The organism is Xanthomonas sp. 3075 (genome assembly GCF_014197275.1).
Lineage (GTDB): Bacteria > Pseudomonadota > Gammaproteobacteria > Xanthomonadales > Xanthomonadaceae > Xanthomonas > Xanthomonas campestris_B.
In genome coordinates this window covers 165,820-183,611 of record NZ_JACIFI010000005.1, presented here as the reverse complement: position 1 = coordinate 183,611, position 17,792 = coordinate 165,820, and the positions used below count along the sequence as shown (strand labels likewise).

Annotated in this window: 14 protein-coding genes and 1 pseudogene; 3 read left to right on the top strand and 12 right to left on the bottom strand. The window is 66.6% G+C overall.

The genetic code is table 11. The annotated features are described in order from the left end of the window. Positions 1-24 precede the first annotated feature (24 nt). The 4 genes from GGR62_RS06830 to GGR62_RS06815 form a co-directional block, all read right to left on the bottom strand. Positions 25-429 (bottom strand): response regulator, encoded by a 405-nt coding sequence (locus tag GGR62_RS06830; RefSeq protein WP_184407168.1) that lies wholly within the window; start codon positions 427-429, stop codon positions 25-27. Between the two features lie 78 nt (positions 430-507). Further along, positions 508-990: a hypothetical protein gene (locus GGR62_RS06825; protein WP_184407167.1), complete on the bottom strand. Its 483-nt coding sequence runs from the start codon at positions 988-990 to the stop codon at positions 508-510. Between the two features lie 139 nt (positions 991-1,129). Next, a complete protein-coding gene (gene recQ / locus GGR62_RS06820) occupies positions 1,130-2,926 on the bottom strand; it encodes a DNA helicase RecQ (RefSeq protein WP_184407166.1) in 1,797 nt (598 codons plus the stop codon). A 467-nt stretch (positions 2,927-3,393) separates the two neighbouring features. Then, positions 3,394-3,942 carry a Dps family protein gene (locus GGR62_RS06815; protein ID WP_184407165.1) on the bottom strand — a complete coding sequence of 183 codons (549 nt, stop codon included), beginning with the start codon at positions 3,940-3,942 and terminating at the stop codon, positions 3,394-3,396. A gap of 105 nt (positions 3,943-4,047) precedes the next feature. Here GGR62_RS06815 and hrpA point away from each other — a divergent pair, with 105 nt between their 5' ends. Next, a complete protein-coding gene (hrpA, locus tag GGR62_RS06810; RefSeq protein WP_184407164.1) occupies positions 4,048-8,172 on the top strand; it encodes an ATP-dependent RNA helicase HrpA in 4,125 nt (1,374 codons plus the stop codon). An 83-nt stretch (positions 8,173-8,255) separates the two neighbouring features. Here hrpA and GGR62_RS06805 read toward each other — a convergent pair. The 8 genes and pseudogenes from GGR62_RS06805 to pqqA all read right to left on the bottom strand — a co-directional run. After that, positions 8,256-8,508 (bottom strand): annotated as a pseudogene (locus GGR62_RS06805) (hypothetical protein); the annotation flags it as partial. Positions 8,509-8,617: 109 nt separating this feature from the next. Next, on the bottom strand, positions 8,618-9,652 hold the full coding sequence (locus GGR62_RS06800) for a glucokinase family protein (RefSeq protein WP_184407162.1): 1,035 nt from the start codon (positions 9,650-9,652) through the stop codon (positions 8,618-8,620). 184 nt (positions 9,653-9,836) lie between these two features. Further along, positions 9,837-10,349 carry a hypothetical protein gene (locus GGR62_RS06795; protein ID WP_184407161.1) on the bottom strand — a complete coding sequence of 171 codons (513 nt, stop codon included), beginning with the start codon at positions 10,347-10,349 and terminating at the stop codon, positions 9,837-9,839. Between the two features lie 62 nt (positions 10,350-10,411). After that, positions 10,412-11,551: a pyrroloquinoline quinone biosynthesis protein PqqE gene (pqqE, locus tag GGR62_RS06790; protein ID WP_184407160.1), complete on the bottom strand. Its 1,140-nt coding sequence runs from the start codon at positions 11,549-11,551 to the stop codon at positions 10,412-10,414. Next, entirely contained in the window at positions 11,548-11,826 is a 279-nt protein-coding gene (gene pqqD, locus GGR62_RS06785; protein ID WP_184407159.1) for a pyrroloquinoline quinone biosynthesis peptide chaperone PqqD, read from the bottom strand. Before pqqD ends, pqqE begins: the two co-directional genes overlap by 4 nt. Then, the gene (gene pqqC, locus GGR62_RS06780; protein ID WP_184407158.1) at positions 11,823-12,575 is read right to left on the bottom strand and encodes a pyrroloquinoline-quinone synthase PqqC; all 753 of its coding nucleotides are present in this window, start codon (positions 12,573-12,575) and stop codon (positions 11,823-11,825) included. Before pqqC ends, pqqD begins: the two co-directional genes overlap by 4 nt. Then, the gene (pqqB, locus tag GGR62_RS06775) at positions 12,572-13,471 is read right to left on the bottom strand and encodes a pyrroloquinoline quinone biosynthesis protein PqqB (RefSeq protein ID WP_184407157.1); all 900 of its coding nucleotides are present in this window, start codon (positions 13,469-13,471) and stop codon (positions 12,572-12,574) included. The genes pqqC and pqqB overlap by 4 nt, the downstream gene beginning before the upstream one ends. 68 nt (positions 13,472-13,539) lie before the next feature. Then, complete coding sequence (gene pqqA / locus GGR62_RS06770) at positions 13,540-13,620, bottom strand: pyrroloquinoline quinone precursor peptide PqqA (RefSeq protein ID WP_002812057.1); 81 nt, start codon at positions 13,618-13,620, stop codon at positions 13,540-13,542. A 295-nt stretch (positions 13,621-13,915) separates the two neighbouring features. On the opposite strand from pqqA, the gene GGR62_RS06765 reads away from it, so the two are divergent. Both GGR62_RS06765 and GGR62_RS06760 read left to right on the top strand, forming a co-directional pair. Beyond that, positions 13,916-16,105: a bifunctional (p)ppGpp synthetase/guanosine-3',5'-bis(diphosphate) 3'-pyrophosphohydrolase gene (locus tag GGR62_RS06765; RefSeq protein WP_184407156.1), complete on the top strand. Its 2,190-nt coding sequence runs from the start codon at positions 13,916-13,918 to the stop codon at positions 16,103-16,105. Positions 16,106-16,257: 152 nt separating this feature from the next. Then, positions 16,258-17,772, top strand: coding sequence for a hypothetical protein (locus GGR62_RS06760; protein WP_184407155.1), 1,515 nt, complete (start codon positions 16,258-16,260; stop codon positions 17,770-17,772). Positions 17,773-17,792: the final 20 nt, after the last annotated feature.

Below are 17,792 nucleotides of genomic sequence, written 5' to 3'. Positions count from 1 at the left end.
TGCATCAAGGCGCCATCACCAGCATCACGCAACCGGAGTCGACAGCACCCGGTGCTTTGCCATCACGCTGCGAATCGCGGTCAGCAATTGCTCGGGCGTGTAAGGCTTTTCCAGAAACGCCACACCATCGGGCAGGATCTCTTCCACGTATTCGACCGCCAGGCCCGAGGTCAGCAACACCGGCAGGTTGTACGGCGCGTGCGCGGTCTTGACGGCCAGGTCCACGCCGGTCAGACCGCCAGGGAAATGGATGTCGGAAAACAGTACATCGACGCGCGGGTCGCTTTCGATCAAGCGCAAGGCTTCTTCAACCGAGCCGGCACTGCGGCAGGTGAAACCATAGCTCTCCAGCACAAGGCAACTGAGTTGGCGTGTACCGTCGCCGTCTTCGACGACGAATACAATCGGCCGTTCCTTGTTCTGTGGCATGCGCATGTCTCGTGAGGCAGGCCTCATTTTCAGCGATGCGGCAGTGAACCCTCTGTCAATGCAGACGGGGCTGTATGGTTACCAGCCGAACGGGCCGGGGCCGTAACCGCCAGGCCCGTAGCGAGGGCCGAAGACCGGGCCTTCGCCACGCCCGACGCTGATGCTGACGCCGATCTGATGGGCTTTGCCGTCGTCGTCGTAGTAGGTCTTGCAGGAGTTCAGATTGACCGCCTGCCAATTGCTGTTGCCGCCGCGGTTGGAGTAGCCGATGCCGGTCTCTACGGCACCATGCAGCTTGCCCTGGCACTGCTCCGCACGTTCGGCAGCGATCGAGGCGGCACTGGGTACGCTCAAGGCGGGCTTGGGGCCGGTCTTGTCGCCATAGAAGGTGCCCGGCGGGTCGGTGCTGTATTCAGGGTCCGAGCGGTACTGCATCGGCGCCTGCGGAATGCTCAGGTCCAGCGCGCGCGCCGTGCCGGGCTCGGCACGGCCATCGCCGGCCTGGGCGAGTGCGCTGCCGGCAGCGAACAGAGTTGCCAGAAGAAGCAGGCTGCGTTTCATCGGTTGGACTCTACTAAGAGGGACTGACAGCGCGTGCCAGATCGCCTTGTGAAACTAGCAACGGCTGATTGAATGCGCGCTGTCGATTGTGCGGATTGTTTGTGCCAGCGCCGCCACTGCGATACCACGCGCTGTTGCATCAGCCCTGCTCGCGCACGATCTCGATCAGCTGCGCGCCATAGCGGGCCAGCTTGCCGCCGCCAATGCCGCCCACGCGCGATAGCGCATCGATGCTGGTGGGCCGTTGTTCGGCGATGTTGCGCAGCGTGCTGTCGTGGAAGATCACGAAGGCCGGCACGTTCTGTTCCTTGGCCAGTTCCGCGCGCAGGCCGCGCAAGGCGTTGAACAGCACCAGATCCTGCGGCTGCACCGGGAGGCCGGTACGTTGCGCGCCGCGCTCGCGTCCGGCTGCCGGGTTCTCGCGCCGCATCATCACCTGGCGCTCGCCCTTGAGCACCTGGCGGCTGGCGTCGGTGAGGCGCAGGCCGCCGTGGCCTTCGCTGTCGACCTCCAGCAGGCTGGCGGCCACCAGCTGGCGGAACACCCCGCGCCAGGTACGCTCGTCCAGGTCGCGGCCGATGCCGTAGGTGCTCAGCTGGTCGTGGCCAAGCTGCTTGATGCGCTCGTTCTCGCTGCCGCGCAGGATGTCGAGCAGGTGGCCGACACCGAAGCGCTGCCCGCTGCGGTACACACAACTGAGCGCCTTCTGCGAGGCCACGGTGGCGTCCCAGGCGGCCGCCGGCGTCAGGCAGTTGTCGCAGTTGCCGCAGGGCTTGGGATAGGTCTCGCCGAAGCCGGCCAGCAGCACCTGGCGGCGGCATTGCATGGATTCGCAGTAGCCGAGCAGGTGATCGAGCTTGGCGCGCTCCAGACGCTTGCGCTCTTCGGCCGCCTCGCCCTGTTCGATCATCTGCTTGAGCAGCACCACGTCGCCCAGGCCGTAGCAGAGCCAGGCTTCGGCGGGGTCGCCATCGCGGCCGGCGCGGCCGGTTTCCTGGTAGTAGCCTTCCAGCGATTTGGGCAGGTCCACATGCGCGACGAAGCGTACGTCCGGCTTGTCGATGCCCATGCCGAAGGCGATCGTGGCGGCCATGATGATGCCGTCCTCGCGCAGGAAACGGCGCTGGTTCTGCGCGCGCACCTCGGCTGGCAGGCCGGCGTGGTAGGGCAGGGCATTGAAGCCTTGTGAGCAAAGATATTGCGCGGTTTCTTCGACCTTGCGCCGCGACATCGCATAGACGATGCCGGCCGAGCCGCGATGTCGGCCCAGGAATTCCTGCAGCTGCTTGCGCGCGTTGTCCTTCTGCACCACGGTGTAGCGGATGTTGGGGCGGTCGAAGGAACTGACGAAATGGCGCGCGTCGACCAGGTCCAGCCGCTCGGCGATCTCGCGCTGGGTCGGCGGATCGGCGGTGGCGGTCAGCGCCATGCGCGGGATATGCGGCCAGCGCTCGTGCAGCACGGTGAGCTGGCGGTATTCGGGGCGGAAGTCGTGGCCCCATTGCGACACGCAATGCGCCTCGTCGATGGCGAACAGCGCGATGCGGCTGCGTTCCAGCAACGACAGGAAGCGCGGCGTCAGCAGCCGTTCCGGCGCGACATAGAGCAGGTCCAGATCGCCGGACAGCAGGGCGCGCTCGACCCGCTGTGCGTTTTCGGCGTCCAGTGTGGAGTTGAGGAATTCGGCGCGCACACCGAGCTGGCGCAAGGCTTCCACCTGGTCTTGCATCAACGCGATCAGCGGCGAGATGACAATGCCGATGCCATCGCGCAGCAGTGCCGGCACCTGGTAACACAGCGACTTGCCGCCACCGGTAGGCATCAGCACCAGTGCGTCGTTTCCAGCGGCGACGTGTTCGACGATGGCCTGTTGAGGACCACGGAAATCGTCGTAACCGAAGACGCGGCTGAGCAGTTCGTGAGCGGGAGAAGGCATCGCTCTAGGATACCGCGCAGGTCAAGCCCTGGCCGGTGTCATGCCGACGGTGTTGCGCAATGCGGTATCGGGGAACGCCGCGATGTGGTCGACGTGGCGAACACCGCCTGGCGGATGCGCTGGACGCAGGTCGTGCGGCGCGGGAGATGCCAGGCAGCCGATGCGGTTGTCACGATCAGGGTTGCGTTGGCGTACCCTCACCCGCCCTGCGGGCACCCTCTCCCGTAGGCGGGAGAGGGGCTCCCCATCGCAGCGATCGACTGCCTGCCCGCCGACTGCCTGCCCACCGCAATGCTCGATTGCCTGCCTTCTCCCGCTTGCGGGGGAAGGTGCCCAAGCGGATGGGGGCAGCCATCACCGCCGGGCGATCAAGACAGTTGCGCTCTCCCGCAGGCGGGAGAGACTTGCTGCCTTGCACCTGACAACTGACTGGTCGGGCAATCCATCGCCCAGTAGCGCACAGCGCCTTACTGCAAGAGCGAGCGCAGCATCCAGGCGTACTTTTCATGGGTCTGCAGGCGCTGGGTCAGCAGGTCCACGGTCGGGTCGTCGCCGGCGTCGTCGGCGGTGCCCAGCACCTTGCGGGCGGTGCGGCAGACCGCTTCGTTGCCGCTGACCAGTTGGCGCACCATCTCACGCCAGTCGGCGCTGTCGCTCAGTCCCTGTTCTTCCGGGATCGAGGTCAGGGCGACGAACTCGCTGTAGGAGCCCGGCGCGTTGTAGCCCAGGGCGCGGATGCGCTCGGCCACTTCGTCCAGCGCGGCCCACTGCTCGGTGTACTGGGTTTCGAACATGGTGTGCAGCGAGTTGAACATCGACCCGGTGACGTTCCAATGGAAGTTGTGGGTCTTCAGGTACAACGTGAAGGCGTCAGCCATGTAGCGGGCCAGGCCGTCGGAGATGCGCTTGCGATCGCTGTCCTTGATCCCGATATCGATGTGAGGTGCGGATGCAGCGGCAACCGGCAATGCGTCGTTGACGACGACGGGCTTGTTGGCGTTCTTCTTCTTGGACATGGGATGGTTCTCCTGAGGAAACAGATATCTGGTGGAACTGATATGGCGTCACAATAGACAAGCTAAAGGATCATCTGTCATTCAATCTTTCACATTTTTCCATCAATGAGCGCTATCGATACCGATCTTGCCAACACCTTGCGTGAGCGCCGCCGCGCCGTCGATGGCGCGATGAGCCGCGACCGTGGTCGTTTGCTGGGTCTATGGTCACGCTGGCAGGGCAAGCCCGGCAACCTGCAGGTGCGCGAGGCGTTCGAGCAGGCGCTGGCCACCTCGCAGGCGCAGCGCCAGGCGCGTGCCGAGCAGCAGCCGGCGATCACGCTGGATACGCAACTGCCGATCGCGCGCGAGGCCGAGCGCATCATCGCGCTGATCCGTGACCATCAAGTCGTGGTCATCGCCGGCGAAACCGGGTCGGGCAAGACCACGCAGCTGCCCAAGCTGTGTCTGGCGGCCGGGCGCGGTGCGGCCGGCATGATCGGCTGCACCCAGCCGCGCCGGATTGCGGCGCGTGCGGTGGCTGCGCGTGTGGCCGAGGAGTTGAAGACGCCGTTGGGCACCACAGTGGGCTTCCAGGTGCGCTTTACCGACCGGGTCAGCGAGCAGTCGCGGATCAAGTTCATGACCGACGGCATCCTGCTGGCCGAGATCGCCAGCGACCGCTGGTTGTCGGCCTACGACACCATCATCGTGGACGAGGCGCACGAGCGCAGCCTCAATATCGATTTCCTGCTCGGCTATCTCAAGCAGCTGCTGCAGAAGCGCTCGGATCTCAAGTTGATCGTCACCTCGGCCACCATCGACACCGAGCGCTTCGCGCAGCATTTCGACAATGCGCCGGTGATCAATGTGGAAGGCCGCACCTTCCCGGTGGAGGTGCGTTACCGCCCGCTGGAAGGCGATGCGGGCGACAGCGGCGACAGCGCACAAGACAATGGGCGCGATGGCGAACGCACCGTCAACGATGCGATCGTGGCGGCGATCGACGAGATCACCCGCATCGACCCGCGCGGCGATGTGCTGCTGTTCCTGCCGGGCGAACGCGAGATCCGCGATGCGCACCAGTCGCTGGAACGACGCAAGTACCGCGAAACCGAAGTGGTGCCGCTGTACGCGCGGCTGTCGGCGGCCGACCAGGACCGGGTGTTCAATCCGGGCCCGCGTCGGCGCCTGGTGTTGGCCACCAATGTGGCCGAAACCTCGCTGACGGTGCCGCGCATCCGCTATGTGGTGGATCCAGGCTTTGCGCGTATCAAGCGCTACAGCCCGCGGCAGAAGCTGGATCGCCTGCATATCGAACCGGTCTCGCAGGCCAGCGCCAACCAGCGCATGGGCCGTTGCGGGCGTATCGCCGAAGGCATCTGCTACCGCCTGTATGCCGAAGCGGATTTTGCCGCGCGCCCGGCGTTTACCGACCCGGAAATCCGCCGCGCGTCGCTGTCGGGCGTGATCCTGCGCATGCTGCAGCTGGGGCTGGGGCGGATCGAGGATTTCCCGTTTCTGGAAGCGCCGGACGAACGCGCGGTGGCAGATGGTTGGCAGCAGCTGCTGGAGCTGGGCGCGATCGATGGCGAGCGCCGTCTCACCGCCATCGGCCGCCAGATGGCGCGCCTGCCGGTGGACGTCAAACTGGCGCGCATGCTGGTGGCGGCGCAGCAGCACGGCTGCCTGCGCGAGATGATCATCATCGCTTCGTTCCTGGGCATCCAGGATCCGCGCGAGCGCCCGCCCGAAGCACGTGAAGCAGCCGACAACGCGCATGCGCTGTTTGCCGATGCACGCTCGGAATTCGTCGGCATCCTGCGCCTGTGGGAGGCGTACCGACAGGTGCACGAAGATCTCACCCAGTCCAAGTTGCGCGACTGGTGCAACCGGCATTTCGTCGGGTTTTTGCGCATGCGCGAATGGCGTGAGCTGCATCGGCAGCTGCGCCTGTTGTGCGAAGAGCTGGGTTGGAGCGAAGAGCCGGCCGCTGCGATGCTGGCGCCATTGCTGGCCGGTGCCAGCGCGCCTGCGCGCGAGGACGGCCACAACGCCAACCGGCCGACGCGCGGGCAGTTGCATCGCGCTGCGCGGCTGGCGCGCGAAGGCAAGCCGGATCCGAACGCGTCACCTGCACAACAGCACACGTCTGCCGCTGTCAGCAAGCAGGCCGAAGCTGCCGAGGCGTCGGCGCGCACCAGCGAGCGCGAACGCGCGGCGGCGTATCAGGCCTTGCATCGCGCGCTGTTGGCCGGCCTGCCCACGCAGATCGGCCATCGCACCGAAAAAGGCGACTTTCTCGCCGCGCGCCAACGCCGGTTCGTGCCGTTCCCCGGCTCGGCCTTGGCGCGCAAGCCGCCGCCGTGGATGCTGGCTGCCACGCTGCTGGATACGCAAAAAGTCTGGGGCATGACCAATGCCGCGATCGAGCCGGATTGGGCGATCGCCGAGTTGGGGCATCTGCTGGCGCGCAAGCATTTCGACCCGCACTGGTCGCGTGCGCAGGGGCAGGTGGTCGCCTCCGAGCAGATCAGCCTGTTCGGGCTGGTGCTGGCGCCGAAGAAGCCGGTGCATTTCGGCAAGATCGACCCGCCCGCCGCGCATGACTTGTTCGTGCGCCAGGGCCTGGTGACGGGCGAGATCACTACGCGTGCGGCGTTTATCGCCGACAACCTCAAGGTGCTGGAACAGGCGCGCGAAGAAGAAGCCAAGCTGCGTCGCGCGGGCATCGTTGCAGACGAAGACTGGCAGGCGCGCTGGTATCTGGATCGCATTCCGGCCGAACTGCATTCGGCCAGCGGGCTGGATGCCTGGTGGAAGACCTTGCCGCCGGACAAGCGCCGCAGCCTGCACTGGACGTTGAACGATCTGTTGCCGGGCGAAGGCAGCGAGGCCGATCGGTTTCCGAAGTACTTCCCGCTGGGCGATGCGCGGCTGCCGCTGCATTACCGCTTCGAGCCGGGCGCCATCGATGATGGCGTGACGCTGGATGTGCCGCTGCACCTGCTCAATGCGCTGGATCCGGCGCGGCTGTCATGGCTGGCGCCGGGCTTCGTTGCCGACAAGGCATCGGCGTTGATTCGCAGCCTGCCCAAGGCGCAACGGCGCAACTATGTGCCGGCGCCGGATTTCGGACGCGCGTTCTACGAGGCCTACAGCATCGCCTCGGCCGACGATATCCGGGGCGAGCTGGCGCGCTTTCTGACCAAGGCCACCGGCACGCAGGTGGCGGCGCTGGATTTCGACGAAGAGTCGCTGGACACGCATCTGCTGATGAACCTGCGCCTGCGCGACGACGACGGCAAGGTATTGGCCGAGTCGCGCGATCTGGACGGATTGCGCGCACGCTTTGGCGAGCGTGCGGGCCAGGCCTTTGCCGCGCGCGCAGGCCGTGCCCTGGCGGCCGAGGGCTTGCGCGATTTTCCGTCCACGCCGATTCCCGAACAGGTCGCCGGCGAAGCCGGTGTGCCGGCGTATCCGGCGTTGGTGGATCAAGGCGACGACGCAGCGCTGCGCATCTTTGCCGATCGCAAAGAAGCGGCGCAGGCGCACCCACGCGGCGTGCGCCGGCTGCTGGAAATCGCGCTGGCCGACAAGATCAAACAGGCGCGCAAGCAGCTGCCGGTGTCGCCCAAGACCGGTCTGCTGTACGCGGCGATCGAATCGCAGGAGCGCCTGCGTGGCGATCTGGTCGATGCCGCGCTCAACGCGGTACTGGCCGATGGCCTGGGCGCGATTCGTGACCCTGGCGGCTTTGCGCAGCGCCGCGACGAGGCGATCAAGCGCCTGTTCGGCGAGGCGATGGAGCGACTGAAACTGGCCGAAAGCATTCTCGGCGCTGTGGCCGAGCTCAAGCCCTTGCTGGAAGCACCGTTGATGGGCTGGGCGCGCGGTAATCTGGACGATATGGAGCAGCAGCTGCGTGCGCTGGTGCATGCCGGTTTCCTGCGCGACACACCGGCCGAGGCGCTGGCTAATTACCCGCGCTATCTCAAGGCGATGATCCTGCGGACCGAGCGCGCCAAACGCGATCCGGCCCGCGACCAGGCGCGCATGCTCGAACTCAAGCCGTTCGTGGATGCGTTGGACGAGGCGGCGGCGCGTGGTTTGCAGCAACGCGATGAGTGGCAGTCGCTACGCTGGGATCTGGAGGAATTGCGCGTATCGGTGTTTGCGCAGGAGCTGGGCGCAAAGTCGGGCGTGTCGGCGAAGAAGTTGTCGCAGCGGGCGGCTGCGTTGCGTACGTGAGTGGCGCTGGATGCGCCAAGGATGATGGCTTGCCGTCCTCCTTGGCGCACTGATCCATGCGCACGACATCCGTTGGCCGCTCTGACGCCGGGAATCTGCGACAGCGCTTCGGCGACGTTGGGACTGGCAAACTTGCCGATGTCATCGGCGGTGATCGCTTCGGCAAGACCGGTGCCGGTGCCTCGGGAGTCGAGCGATTTCCAGGCCGGCAGCGATGCCGACCCCTTGCGACGCATCAAGATCGGTCGCCGGTCGGGCACCGGCGTCTTGGCCTTGCGCAGCCAATGCCGGCGACAACGCGATCGCGCTGCACAGCAGGGTGGTGCGGTAGCTCATGGTGCCTCTCCGCATCACCCACACCGATGGACGGAGAGCTGGCGTGTGCGCAGTGTGCTGGTCTTGCGCGCGCTCGCAGTGAGCGCGCGGTGAGCGCGTAATGGTGCGCTTACGCCACCTCGGCGTGGTGTTGCAGATACCAGTTGGCTGCGCCGAGTACCCCCAGTTGCCCGTGCTCGACCAACTTGACCGGAATGCGTTCCAGGACTGCGCGCATGCGTCCCTTGGCCAGAAAGCGTTCGCGAAAGGCGCTCTCATGCAGGAAGGGCCCGATGGTTGGCAGGATGCCCCCCGCCAGATAGATGCCGCCGGTCGCACCATAGGCCAGCGCCATGTCGCCCACCGCACTCCCCAGCACGGCGCAGAAGGTCTGCAGGCAATCGCGCGCCAGCGCATCGTCTTCGTATAGCGCTGCATGGGTGATCGCGGCAGGCAGTCGATGGCGTGGCGTGGTGCCATGCAGCGTGCAGATGGCACCGTAGAGACTCAGCAGCCCGGGGCCGGAGAGCACATGCTCAAGCGACAGATAAGGCTGCTTGCGCAGCAGGATTTGCAGCAGCTGCAGTTCGCTGTCGTGGGTGCTGGCCAGTGCCATCTGACCGGCTTCGGTGGCAAGTACGACCGGGCGAGGTTTTGCGTCGATCCATACCGCAGCACCTAGCCCGGTACCGGGGCCGACCACCAGGATCGGGCCAGCGTTGCGTGCATGCCGCGGCGTCGGTCCGCTCAGTTGCAGGGCCGCGCGCTGGTCCATCTGCGGTGCGGCATAGGCCACCGCTTCGAAATCGTTGACCAGGTGCACCCTGGGCATCTCCAGCGCGGTGCGAAGATGGCTGGGCGAGATCGTCCACGGCAGGTTGTTGCTGATGAAGCTGCCATCGTCCAGCGCGACCCCGGCGCTGGCGATCACCACTGCATCGACGCCGCGCACCTGCTGCAGGAAGTCGAGAAGAATGGCATCCAGGCTGGTGTGTTCGGCGCACCGATATGTGCGGTAGTGCGACAGCGCGATCGCCGCGTCGCCCGTTCGCGTCACGTGGCCGACCCGCACATGCGTGCCTCCCACGTCGGCCGCAATGAAACTGGCGGCGATCGGAGCGGTGGGCGAGGTGGAAGCAGGAGCAGAGTACGACGTCGCAGCCACGGGCGGTCCTTTGTGGTCGTCTGATCGGCCGAAGCGGTCAGCGGGTAGAGCTTGTGTCGAAGTTGGTGACAACGGTGTCAATGGTCCGGCCGGGTTGGATCGATCTTGTCGGCTCACTCACGTGTGCGGTGTTGGGCGTCGGCTGCGCCCGCGCGGCGGCGACAGACAGTGTCGATCGCTGCGCTTACTTGATCCGGCGGACCTTGGCCGGCGAGTTGTACCCTTCGATCTGCAGATACCACACGCCGACCAGGCCGGGTTTGATCTTGACCTTGGGCGCATTCTTGCGCACGCCTGCCAAGCTGGCGCTGTCGGTCTGCTCCCAATCCTGACCATTGGCCAGGGTATAGACGCGCCCCTTCGAAAAGCCCTTGAACTCGCCGACGATGTTGCTTTCGATCGGCTCGTTGCTGCCGAAATCGAAGAAACCCCGGTTCTTGACGATGACTTCCTGGCGGCCGGCTTCCTTGGCCTGTTCGACCACCACGGCCGCTTCCTTGGCGACCTTGCCCTGCAGCCAATCGTTGAGCGCGGCCAGTTCGTTGGCATCGAGCTTGTCCAGGCCGGCGGCCTTGAACTGCTCGGCGCTCATCTGCGACTGCAGGTCGCCGTGCACTGCGCGCTGCGCAAGGGCCGGGGTGGCGCTCAAGGCGAGGATCAGGCAGACCAGCAGGGGAATGCGGCGCGCAAGCGACATGGAAGCCATCCGATCAGAAGAGGCAACTAGTGTAGACGCTAGCCGGCGCACGCCGCAGATGGCTATTCGCTGTCGATGCGCAGCGCGTCTGCGGCGGCAGAGGCTGCGCGCTCGGGGCGGCCTGGACGGCGGTAGATGAAGTCCGGTGCCGGCGCTGCGGCTTCGCGTTCGGCGGTGGCGCGCACCTGGGCATGTGCCGGCGAACGTTCGCAGACCGGGTCCAGCGTGGCGGCATCGCCGCTGAGCGCCAGAGCCTGGCAGCGGCAGCCGCCCCAGTCGATCTCGCGCTTGGGGCAGCCCTGGCAGACCTCCGGCATCCACGCAGTGCCGCGAAAGCGCACGAACGCCTCGCCGTTGTTCCAGATGTCGGCCAGCGAACGCTCGCGCAGATTGTCAAAGCGCATGCCGTCGATGGTTTCGGCCGCATGGCAGGGCAGCACGTCGCCGCGCGGGGAAATATTGACGAAGCGCTGGCCCCAGCCGCCCATGCACGGTTTGGGCTGGCGTGCGTAATAGTCGGGGGTGACGAAGTCGATCGCCAGGCGGTCGCCAAGGTCGCGCCGCGCGGTCTCCACCGCGTCGATGGTGGCCATCAGCTGCGCGCGACTGGGCATCAGCGCGGCGCGATTGCGCAGGCCCCAGCCGTAATACTGGGTGTGCGCCACTTCGATGCGCTCGGCCTGCCATTCCAGCGCCAGCGCGATCATACCGGGCACGCGCTCGGCGTTATGCCGATGCAGCACTGCATTGAGCGTCAGCGGCAGGCCGCGCGCGCGCACGGCGGCAGCGAATTCGCGCTTTTTCGACAGGCTGTTGCGATAGCCGGCGATGCGGTCGGCGCCGGCCGGGTCGACGTCCTGCACGCTCAGCTGCACATGCTCCAGCCCGGCGGCCTGTAATTGATCCAGCATTGGTTCGCCGCCGGCCACGCCGGAGGTGATCAGGTTGCTGTACAGCCCGAGCGCGCGTGCATGTGCCACCAGCTCGGGCAGATCCTTGCGCAGCATCGGCTCGCCACCGGAAAAATGCGCCTGCAGCACGCCCATGTCGGCAGCCTGTTGCAGCAGCGAGCGCCAGCCGGCGGTGTCCATTTCCTCGCGCAGTGCGGCCAGCGCGATCGGGTTGGAGCAGTAAGGGCACGCCAACGGGCAGCGATGGGTCAGCTCCAGCAACACCGACAGGGGCGGCGGCGCGATGCTCATACCCGCAGCAGGCGCTTCTGATGCAGGGTGTTGGTGAGCTCGATCACATCCACTTCGATATCGGCCGCATCGGCATCGAATTCCGCCGCCAGTTCCAGCGCGATCTGCGCCAGCGAACGCGTGCCGTCGTAGCGTTGCGCCACCACTAATGCGATCTCGTCCAGCTCGACCACCCGCTCGGGCGCCAGCAGCACCCATTGGCTGCGTGCGCGATCGTGCTGCAGGCGCACGCCTGCGCGCAGGGCGGGCTGGCTGTCGCGGGTGATGGCGCTCACGCCGCTACCCGGCCGGCGTCGCGGTCCGGCACGAAGGCATCCGGCCACACGATGCGCGGGCTGACATAGGCCACATGCAATGCATCCAGCTGCGCCCACAGCACCGAGCATTTGAAGTGCAGCGCGGCTTTGACCAACTCCTGCCGCTCCACGGTATCGGCGTGCTGTTTGACGTAATCCAGCGCGAAGTCCGAATCGCGTGGCGCTTCGGTCAGGCGATGCTCGAAATAGGCCAGCGCTTCGGGCGAAACGAAGTCGTAGTGCTTGAGCATGCCGGCCACGCGTCGGCCGATGATGTTGGGTGCGAACAGTTCGGTCAGCGATGAGGCGATCGCCTCGAGCAGGCTTTTTTCGCGGACGAAGTGCAGATACGCCTGTACCGCGAAGCGCGTGCCGGGCAGTAGCGCGCGCCCGGATTCGACCAGGCCACGGTCAAGCCCCAGCGCATCGGTTAGATGCAGCCAACGCGCGATGCCGCCATCGGTGGCGCTATTGCCATCGTGGTCGAGGATGCGCTGGCGCCAGATCCGCCGCAGCGCCGGGTCTTCCATGCGGGCCAGGATCGCGGCGTCCTTCAACGGGATGCAACGCTGGTATTCGAAGCGGTTCAGGGCCCATGCCTGCACCTGTCCGCGATCGAGCTTGCCGTCGTGCAACAGCGCGTGGAAGGGATGCTGGTCGTGATACAGACGCGCGCCGATGGCGCGCAGGTCCGCTTCCAGCTGGTCGGGAGTGAGCAGGGCGGTCACAGGGTGATCTCCAGGCCGTCGTGCGCGACCTCCCAGCCGCTGGCACGCGCGCTGGCGTATTCCGGCGAGTGGCTATCGAGCACTGGATTGGTGGTGTTGATATGGATGAACACCTTGCGCGCTACCTCCAGCGGTGCAAACGCGGCGATGGTGCCGTCCGGGCCGTCGATGCTCATATGGCCCATGCGCTGGCCGGTCTTCTGGCTGACGCCGAGCTGCACCATTTCGTCGTCGCGCCACAGCGTTCCGTCGAAGAACACCAGCTCGGCGCCACGCAGGCGCGTGCGCAGGGCGTCGGTCATCGCCGCGCAGCCCGGAATGTAGTGCACGCGGTGCCGGCCGTCGTCGATGGTGAGGCCAAGGGTTTCTTCGTTGGAACCGGCCAGGTCGCCGCCACTGCGCGATTCCATGAACAACGGCACCTTGCCGGGCACGGAGAAGGGCGTCAGTTGCAGGCCCAACAAGGAGAGGGGCGTGTCGAGCGCGAACGGCTGGCGCTGCACGTGCTGCGGATTGACCGCGTCGAAAATGGGGTTCTGCGCGAGCAGGTCCAGCACGCGGCTGCTGGCATGCAGCGAGAAGGGCTGGCTTTCGCGCATCGACAGCAAACCGGCGATGTGGTCGATTTCGCCGCTGGTGAGCAGTACCGCTTCGATCGGCGAATGCCGCAGGCCGTGCTGCGGCCAAAGCGCTGGTGTCGCGAGCACCTGTTGGCGAAAATCGGGAGAGGCGTTGATCAGGACCCAGCGGTGGCCGTCGGCACTGACGGCGATGCTGGCCTGGGTACGACGTTGGGCACCGTCTGCTTGTTGCCACGCGCGCTGACTTGCGGGTGTGTGGCAATTCCACTGCGGGTGCCCACCGCCGGCCGCCGATCCCAGAACGATGATGCGCATGGAGAACTGTTACCTGAATCTGCCGGCAGCAGCCGGTCATGCATCGGGAGGAGGGGCGGCAGTTGAGCTCAGAATTCGCCGGAGACGTAGCAGTTGATCTCGGCGCCACAATTGACTTCACGAACGACAGGCTTCTTCCAGGTCTTCATCGGCTATCTCGCAGTTGATTGAGAGGACGTCGCCACGGCAGTACGCAAGTACGCAGCGAGGACGCCACTGCAGCATAGGCAGCCGCCTGGGCCGAGTTGTAAAGGGCATGTAAAAACCGGTGTTTGCGTGCGGGTTGCTTGAAACCGTGTGCGATCTGCGCCGCACAGCGGTTGCGAATCAAGGCGTTGGCGGGTGAATCGACGCTAAGCGCAACCGTGTCGCTGCGCCGCGCGCGCGCTGCAATCGCGCGTTGTGAAGAAGGTAACGCGCACGTTACCGTAGCGATCAGACCACTTGTGTTGCCCATCGCCCGTGTCCATTGCTGTGACCAGTTCCTCTGTCGACCGTCTGCAGACCTTGCTGCAGCGTCCTGCCATCGCCTCGATCGCGCCCGCATTGCGTGAGGCGCTGGCGCAGGCCTGGCAGCAATTGCCATCAGCGCAGGCCGAAGACGTGCCGTGGACGCTGCTGGCCGACACGCTGGATGCGCTGGCGCTGCTGGCAGCCGACGAGGCCACCTTGATCGCGGCGTTGCTGTTCGACCTGCCCGTGTTGCGCGCCTCGGTACCAGGCTTGCCGTGGCAGCCGGCCGAGCGGCGCGTGGCGGTGGAGGGCTTGCTGGAAGGATTGGATGCCGCCGACCAGGTCTGGGCGCTGCACGCCGGGCGTGAAGCCGGGCGCAACAGCGAAGGCTTGCGGCGGTTGCTGCTGTCGATCATCCACGACCTGCGGGTGGTGCCGATCCTGCTGGCGCGGCAATTGGCGCGCATGCGCGTGGCCGACCGGCAGAACGAAGAAGAGCGCCGCGCGCTCGCCCAGCTCACCCGCGACATCCATGCGCCACTGGCCAACCGGTTGGGCATCTGGCAGGTGAAATGGGAGCTTGAGGACCTCGCGTTTCGGCACCTGGAGCCGGAGACCTACCGCCGCATCGCGCGCGAGGTGGACGAAACCCGCGTCGCACGCGAGCGCTATCTGGAAGCGGTCAAACGCACCTTGTCGACGACGCTGGCCCAGCAGGGCCTGCATGCGGACGTGAGCGGGCGGCCGAAGCACATCTACAGCATCTGGCGGAAGATGCAGAAAAAGCGCCTGTCCTTCGATCAGCTGTACGACATCCGCGCGGTGCGGGTGATGGTCGACGACGTGGCCGCCTGCTACGCCGCGCTGGGTGCGGTGCATTCGCTGTGGGCGCCGGTGCCGAGCGAGTTCGACGATTACATCGCCCGGCCCAAGGCCAACGACTACCGCTCGCTGCATACCGCAGTGCTGGGCCCGGAAGGGCGCACCATCGAAATCCAGATCCGCACCCACGAGATGCACGCGCAGGCCGAACTCGGCGTGGCCGCGCACTGGAAGTACAAGGAAGGCGGCAAGGGTGCCGAAAAGGCGTTCGACCGCAAGATCCTGTGGATGCGCCAGCTGCTGGAGCAAGTGCAGGAAGGCGACCACGGCGAGCTGGCCGGTGCGCTGGATGCCGAGCTGATCGAAGATCGTGTCTACGCGCTGACGCCAAAGGGCGAGGTCATCGACTTGCCGCAAGGCGCCACGCCGCTGGATTTCGCCTATCACGTGCATACGATGGTCGGTCATCGCTGCCGAGGCGCGCGCGTCAACGACCGCATCGTGCCGCTCACCTATCGGCTGCGCAGCGGTGACCGCGTGGAGATCATGACCGCCAAGGAAGCCGACCCGCGCCGCGACTGGCTGCTGGCGTCCAATGGCTTTCTAGCCAGCGGGCGGTCGCGCGACAAGGTGCGTGCGTGGTTCCACAAGCTCGACCGCGCGCGCAATGTGCAGGCCGGCAAGGACCTGCTCGATCGCGAGCTCAAGCGCCTGGGGCTGCAGCACTCCGACCTGAGCGTGGCCACGCGCAAATTCCACGTCGAGAATATCGACGATCTGTATATCCAGGTAGCGCTGGGCGATACCGGGCCCAACCAGGTCAGCCGTGCCTTGTTGGAGGCCGAGCGGGCCGCCTCGCAGCCGGTCGTGCCGGCACCGCCGCGACCGACGGCGCGCCGCGAGGGACTGGGCAAGTCCAAGTTCACCGTACAGGGCGTGGGCAATCTGCTGGTGCAGCTGGCGCGCTGCTGCCAGCCGGTGGCGGGCGAGCCGATCGCCGGCTATCTCACCCGTGGCCGGGGCGTGACGGTCCATCGCACCGATTGCGCCGCGTTGGCACGTCTGGCAGCCGCGCATCCGCAGCGCGTGCTGTCGGTGGAGTGGGGGCAGGCCGGCAGCGGCTACGAGGTGGATGTGCAGGTGCGCGCAGTCGATCGCCGCTGGCTGCTCAAGGACATCACCAACCTGATCGCGCAGGAGGACGCGCACGTGCTGGAAATCAACAGCGACAACGTGCGCGACACCGGCCGCGCGCAATTGCGCTTGCGCTTGAAGGTCAGCGATTACGACCAGCTGTCCAGCCTGCTTGGCAAGCTGGACGCCTTGCCCGGCGTCAACGAGGTGCGACGCCTGGGGTGATTGCGCCGCAGCGCGCCGGTGGTCGGGTCTGAACAGGCAGGGTGTGCTCGCCTGACGATTCTCCATCCCCACGTCGCCTTCGCAGGACAGCCAGCTAACATGATGCGGTGAACGCGCCCCCGTCAGGTCGCACCAAGGATGGACGCCACCGCATGTTTCCGCTTCCGCGCTGGGCCCGATCGCCCCGCCTCTGGGCGCCATTGCGCAGCCGTGCGTTGTGGCGCGTGGCGTTGGCGTTGTGCGCATGCCTGTTGCTGACCACGGTCGTCTTGCGCAAGCCGTTGGCCGATTGGCTGTGGCCGGACACGCGCATCCAGCGACTGCTGCAACGCGGTGATGCGGCCTTGGCGCGCGGTCGCCTCAGCGCAGTCGATGGCAACGGTGCGCGCGAACTGTTCGCGGCCGCCCTGGCATTGGACAGCGATCGCAGCGAGGCCCGCGCCGGGCTGGCGCGCACCGGCGCTGCGGCAGTCGTGCAGGCGCGAGCGGCGATCGCGGCCGGCGACGCTGCCGCTGCGCAACGTGCGGTGGCACTGGCCAACGCGCTGCAAGTACCGCAGGCGCAGATCGCGCCGGTGGCGTTGCGCTTGCGCACCTTGCAGGCCGAACGCGCCGGGTTGGACGCCTTGTTCGCACAAGCCGTGGCCGCCCAGCAACACGGACAGCTGGATGGCACCCCGGATAGCGCATTGCCGTTGTACCAGCGCATCCTGACCCTGGCGCCGGACCGCACCGATGCGCTGGAAGGGCGCGAGGATGCATTGACCGATCTGCTGGCGCAGGCACGCCATGCGCTGGCACGCGATGCGCTCGCCGATGCGGCGGCGTTGCTGGCCGCCGCCAAACGCTACGATGCGGGGCATGTGGACATGCCGCTGACCGAGGGCCATTACCACCGCGCGCTGGAACAGCGGCGGCAGCGCGCGCTGGCCTTGCTGCGACGCGGCCGGTTGGCACCGGCGGCGCGCGATTTCAATGCGCTGCTGGCCGCCGAGCCAGACGATGCAGGCGCCCAGCGCGGGCTGGAACAGGTGGCAAGCGAATACGCCGCGCAGGCCGGCCGTCAGGCCGCCGACTTCCAATTCGACGCCGCACTGCAGTCGCTGCAGGATGCACGCACGCTGGTCCCCGGCGCTGCATCGATCGCACAGGCCGAACAGGCGATTGCGCGTGCCCGCGACGCCCAGCGCGGCCCCGAAACCGGCTTGTCGCGCAACGCCCGCGAGCGCCGCCTGCGCGCGCTGCTGCAACGCGTGGCAGATGCCGAAACGCAGCGGCAATGGATGACCCCGCCCGGCGCCAGTGCCTACGACGCGGTACGTGCAGCGCAGGCGCTGGCACCGCGCGATCCGCGGGTATTGCAGGCGGCCGCCCGCGTGGCACCGGCTAGCCAGCGCTGTTTCGAGGAGGAGCTACGCAATAACCGACTGCGTGCTGCGCGCGGTTGTCTGGATGCATGGCAGGCGCTGACGCCCAATGGCGATGCGCTGGTCGGCGCGCGTCGTCGCCTGGCGCAACGCTGGGTCGCGGTGGGGAGCGAACGGTTGGGGCAGGAGGATGCGGCGTTTGCCCGGCGTGCGCAGGACGAGGCGCAGCAACTGGATCCGGGATTGCCGGAATTGGTCGAGTTCACCCGTCGGGTCAAGGCCGTGGCCGAGCAACGTTGAGGCACGCAGCAACAGGTCGG

Excerpts from the sequence above, each read along its gene's own strand:
- GGR62_RS06830 (WP_184407168.1), bottom strand. The coding sequence starts at position 429 with ATGCCACAGAACAAGGAACGGCCGATTGTATTCGTCGTCGAAGACGGC.
- GGR62_RS06825 (WP_184407167.1), bottom strand. The coding sequence starts at position 990 with ATGAAACGCAGCCTGCTTCTTCTGGCAACTCTGTTCGCTGCCGGCAGC.
- recQ (WP_184407166.1), bottom strand. The coding sequence starts at position 2,926 with ATGCCTTCTCCCGCTCACGAACTGCTCAGCCGCGTCTTCGGTTACGAC.
- GGR62_RS06815 (WP_184407165.1), bottom strand. The coding sequence starts at position 3,942 with ATGTCCAAGAAGAAGAACGCCAACAAGCCCGTCGTCGTCAACGACGCA.
- hrpA (WP_184407164.1), top strand. The coding sequence starts at position 4,048 with ATGAGCGCTATCGATACCGATCTTGCCAACACCTTGCGTGAGCGCCGC.
- GGR62_RS06795 (WP_184407161.1), bottom strand. The coding sequence starts at position 10,349 with ATGTCGCTTGCGCGCCGCATTCCCCTGCTGGTCTGCCTGATCCTCGCC.
- pqqE (WP_184407160.1), bottom strand. The coding sequence starts at position 11,551 with ATGAGCATCGCGCCGCCGCCCCTGTCGGTGTTGCTGGAGCTGACCCAT.
- pqqB (WP_184407157.1), bottom strand. The coding sequence starts at position 13,471 with ATGCGCATCATCGTTCTGGGATCGGCGGCCGGCGGTGGGCACCCGCAG.
- pqqA (WP_002812057.1), bottom strand. The coding sequence starts at position 13,620 with ATGAAGACCTGGAAGAAGCCTGTCGTTCGTGAAGTCAATTGTGGCGCC.
- GGR62_RS06760 (WP_184407155.1), top strand. The coding sequence starts at position 16,258 with ATGTTTCCGCTTCCGCGCTGGGCCCGATCGCCCCGCCTCTGGGCGCCA.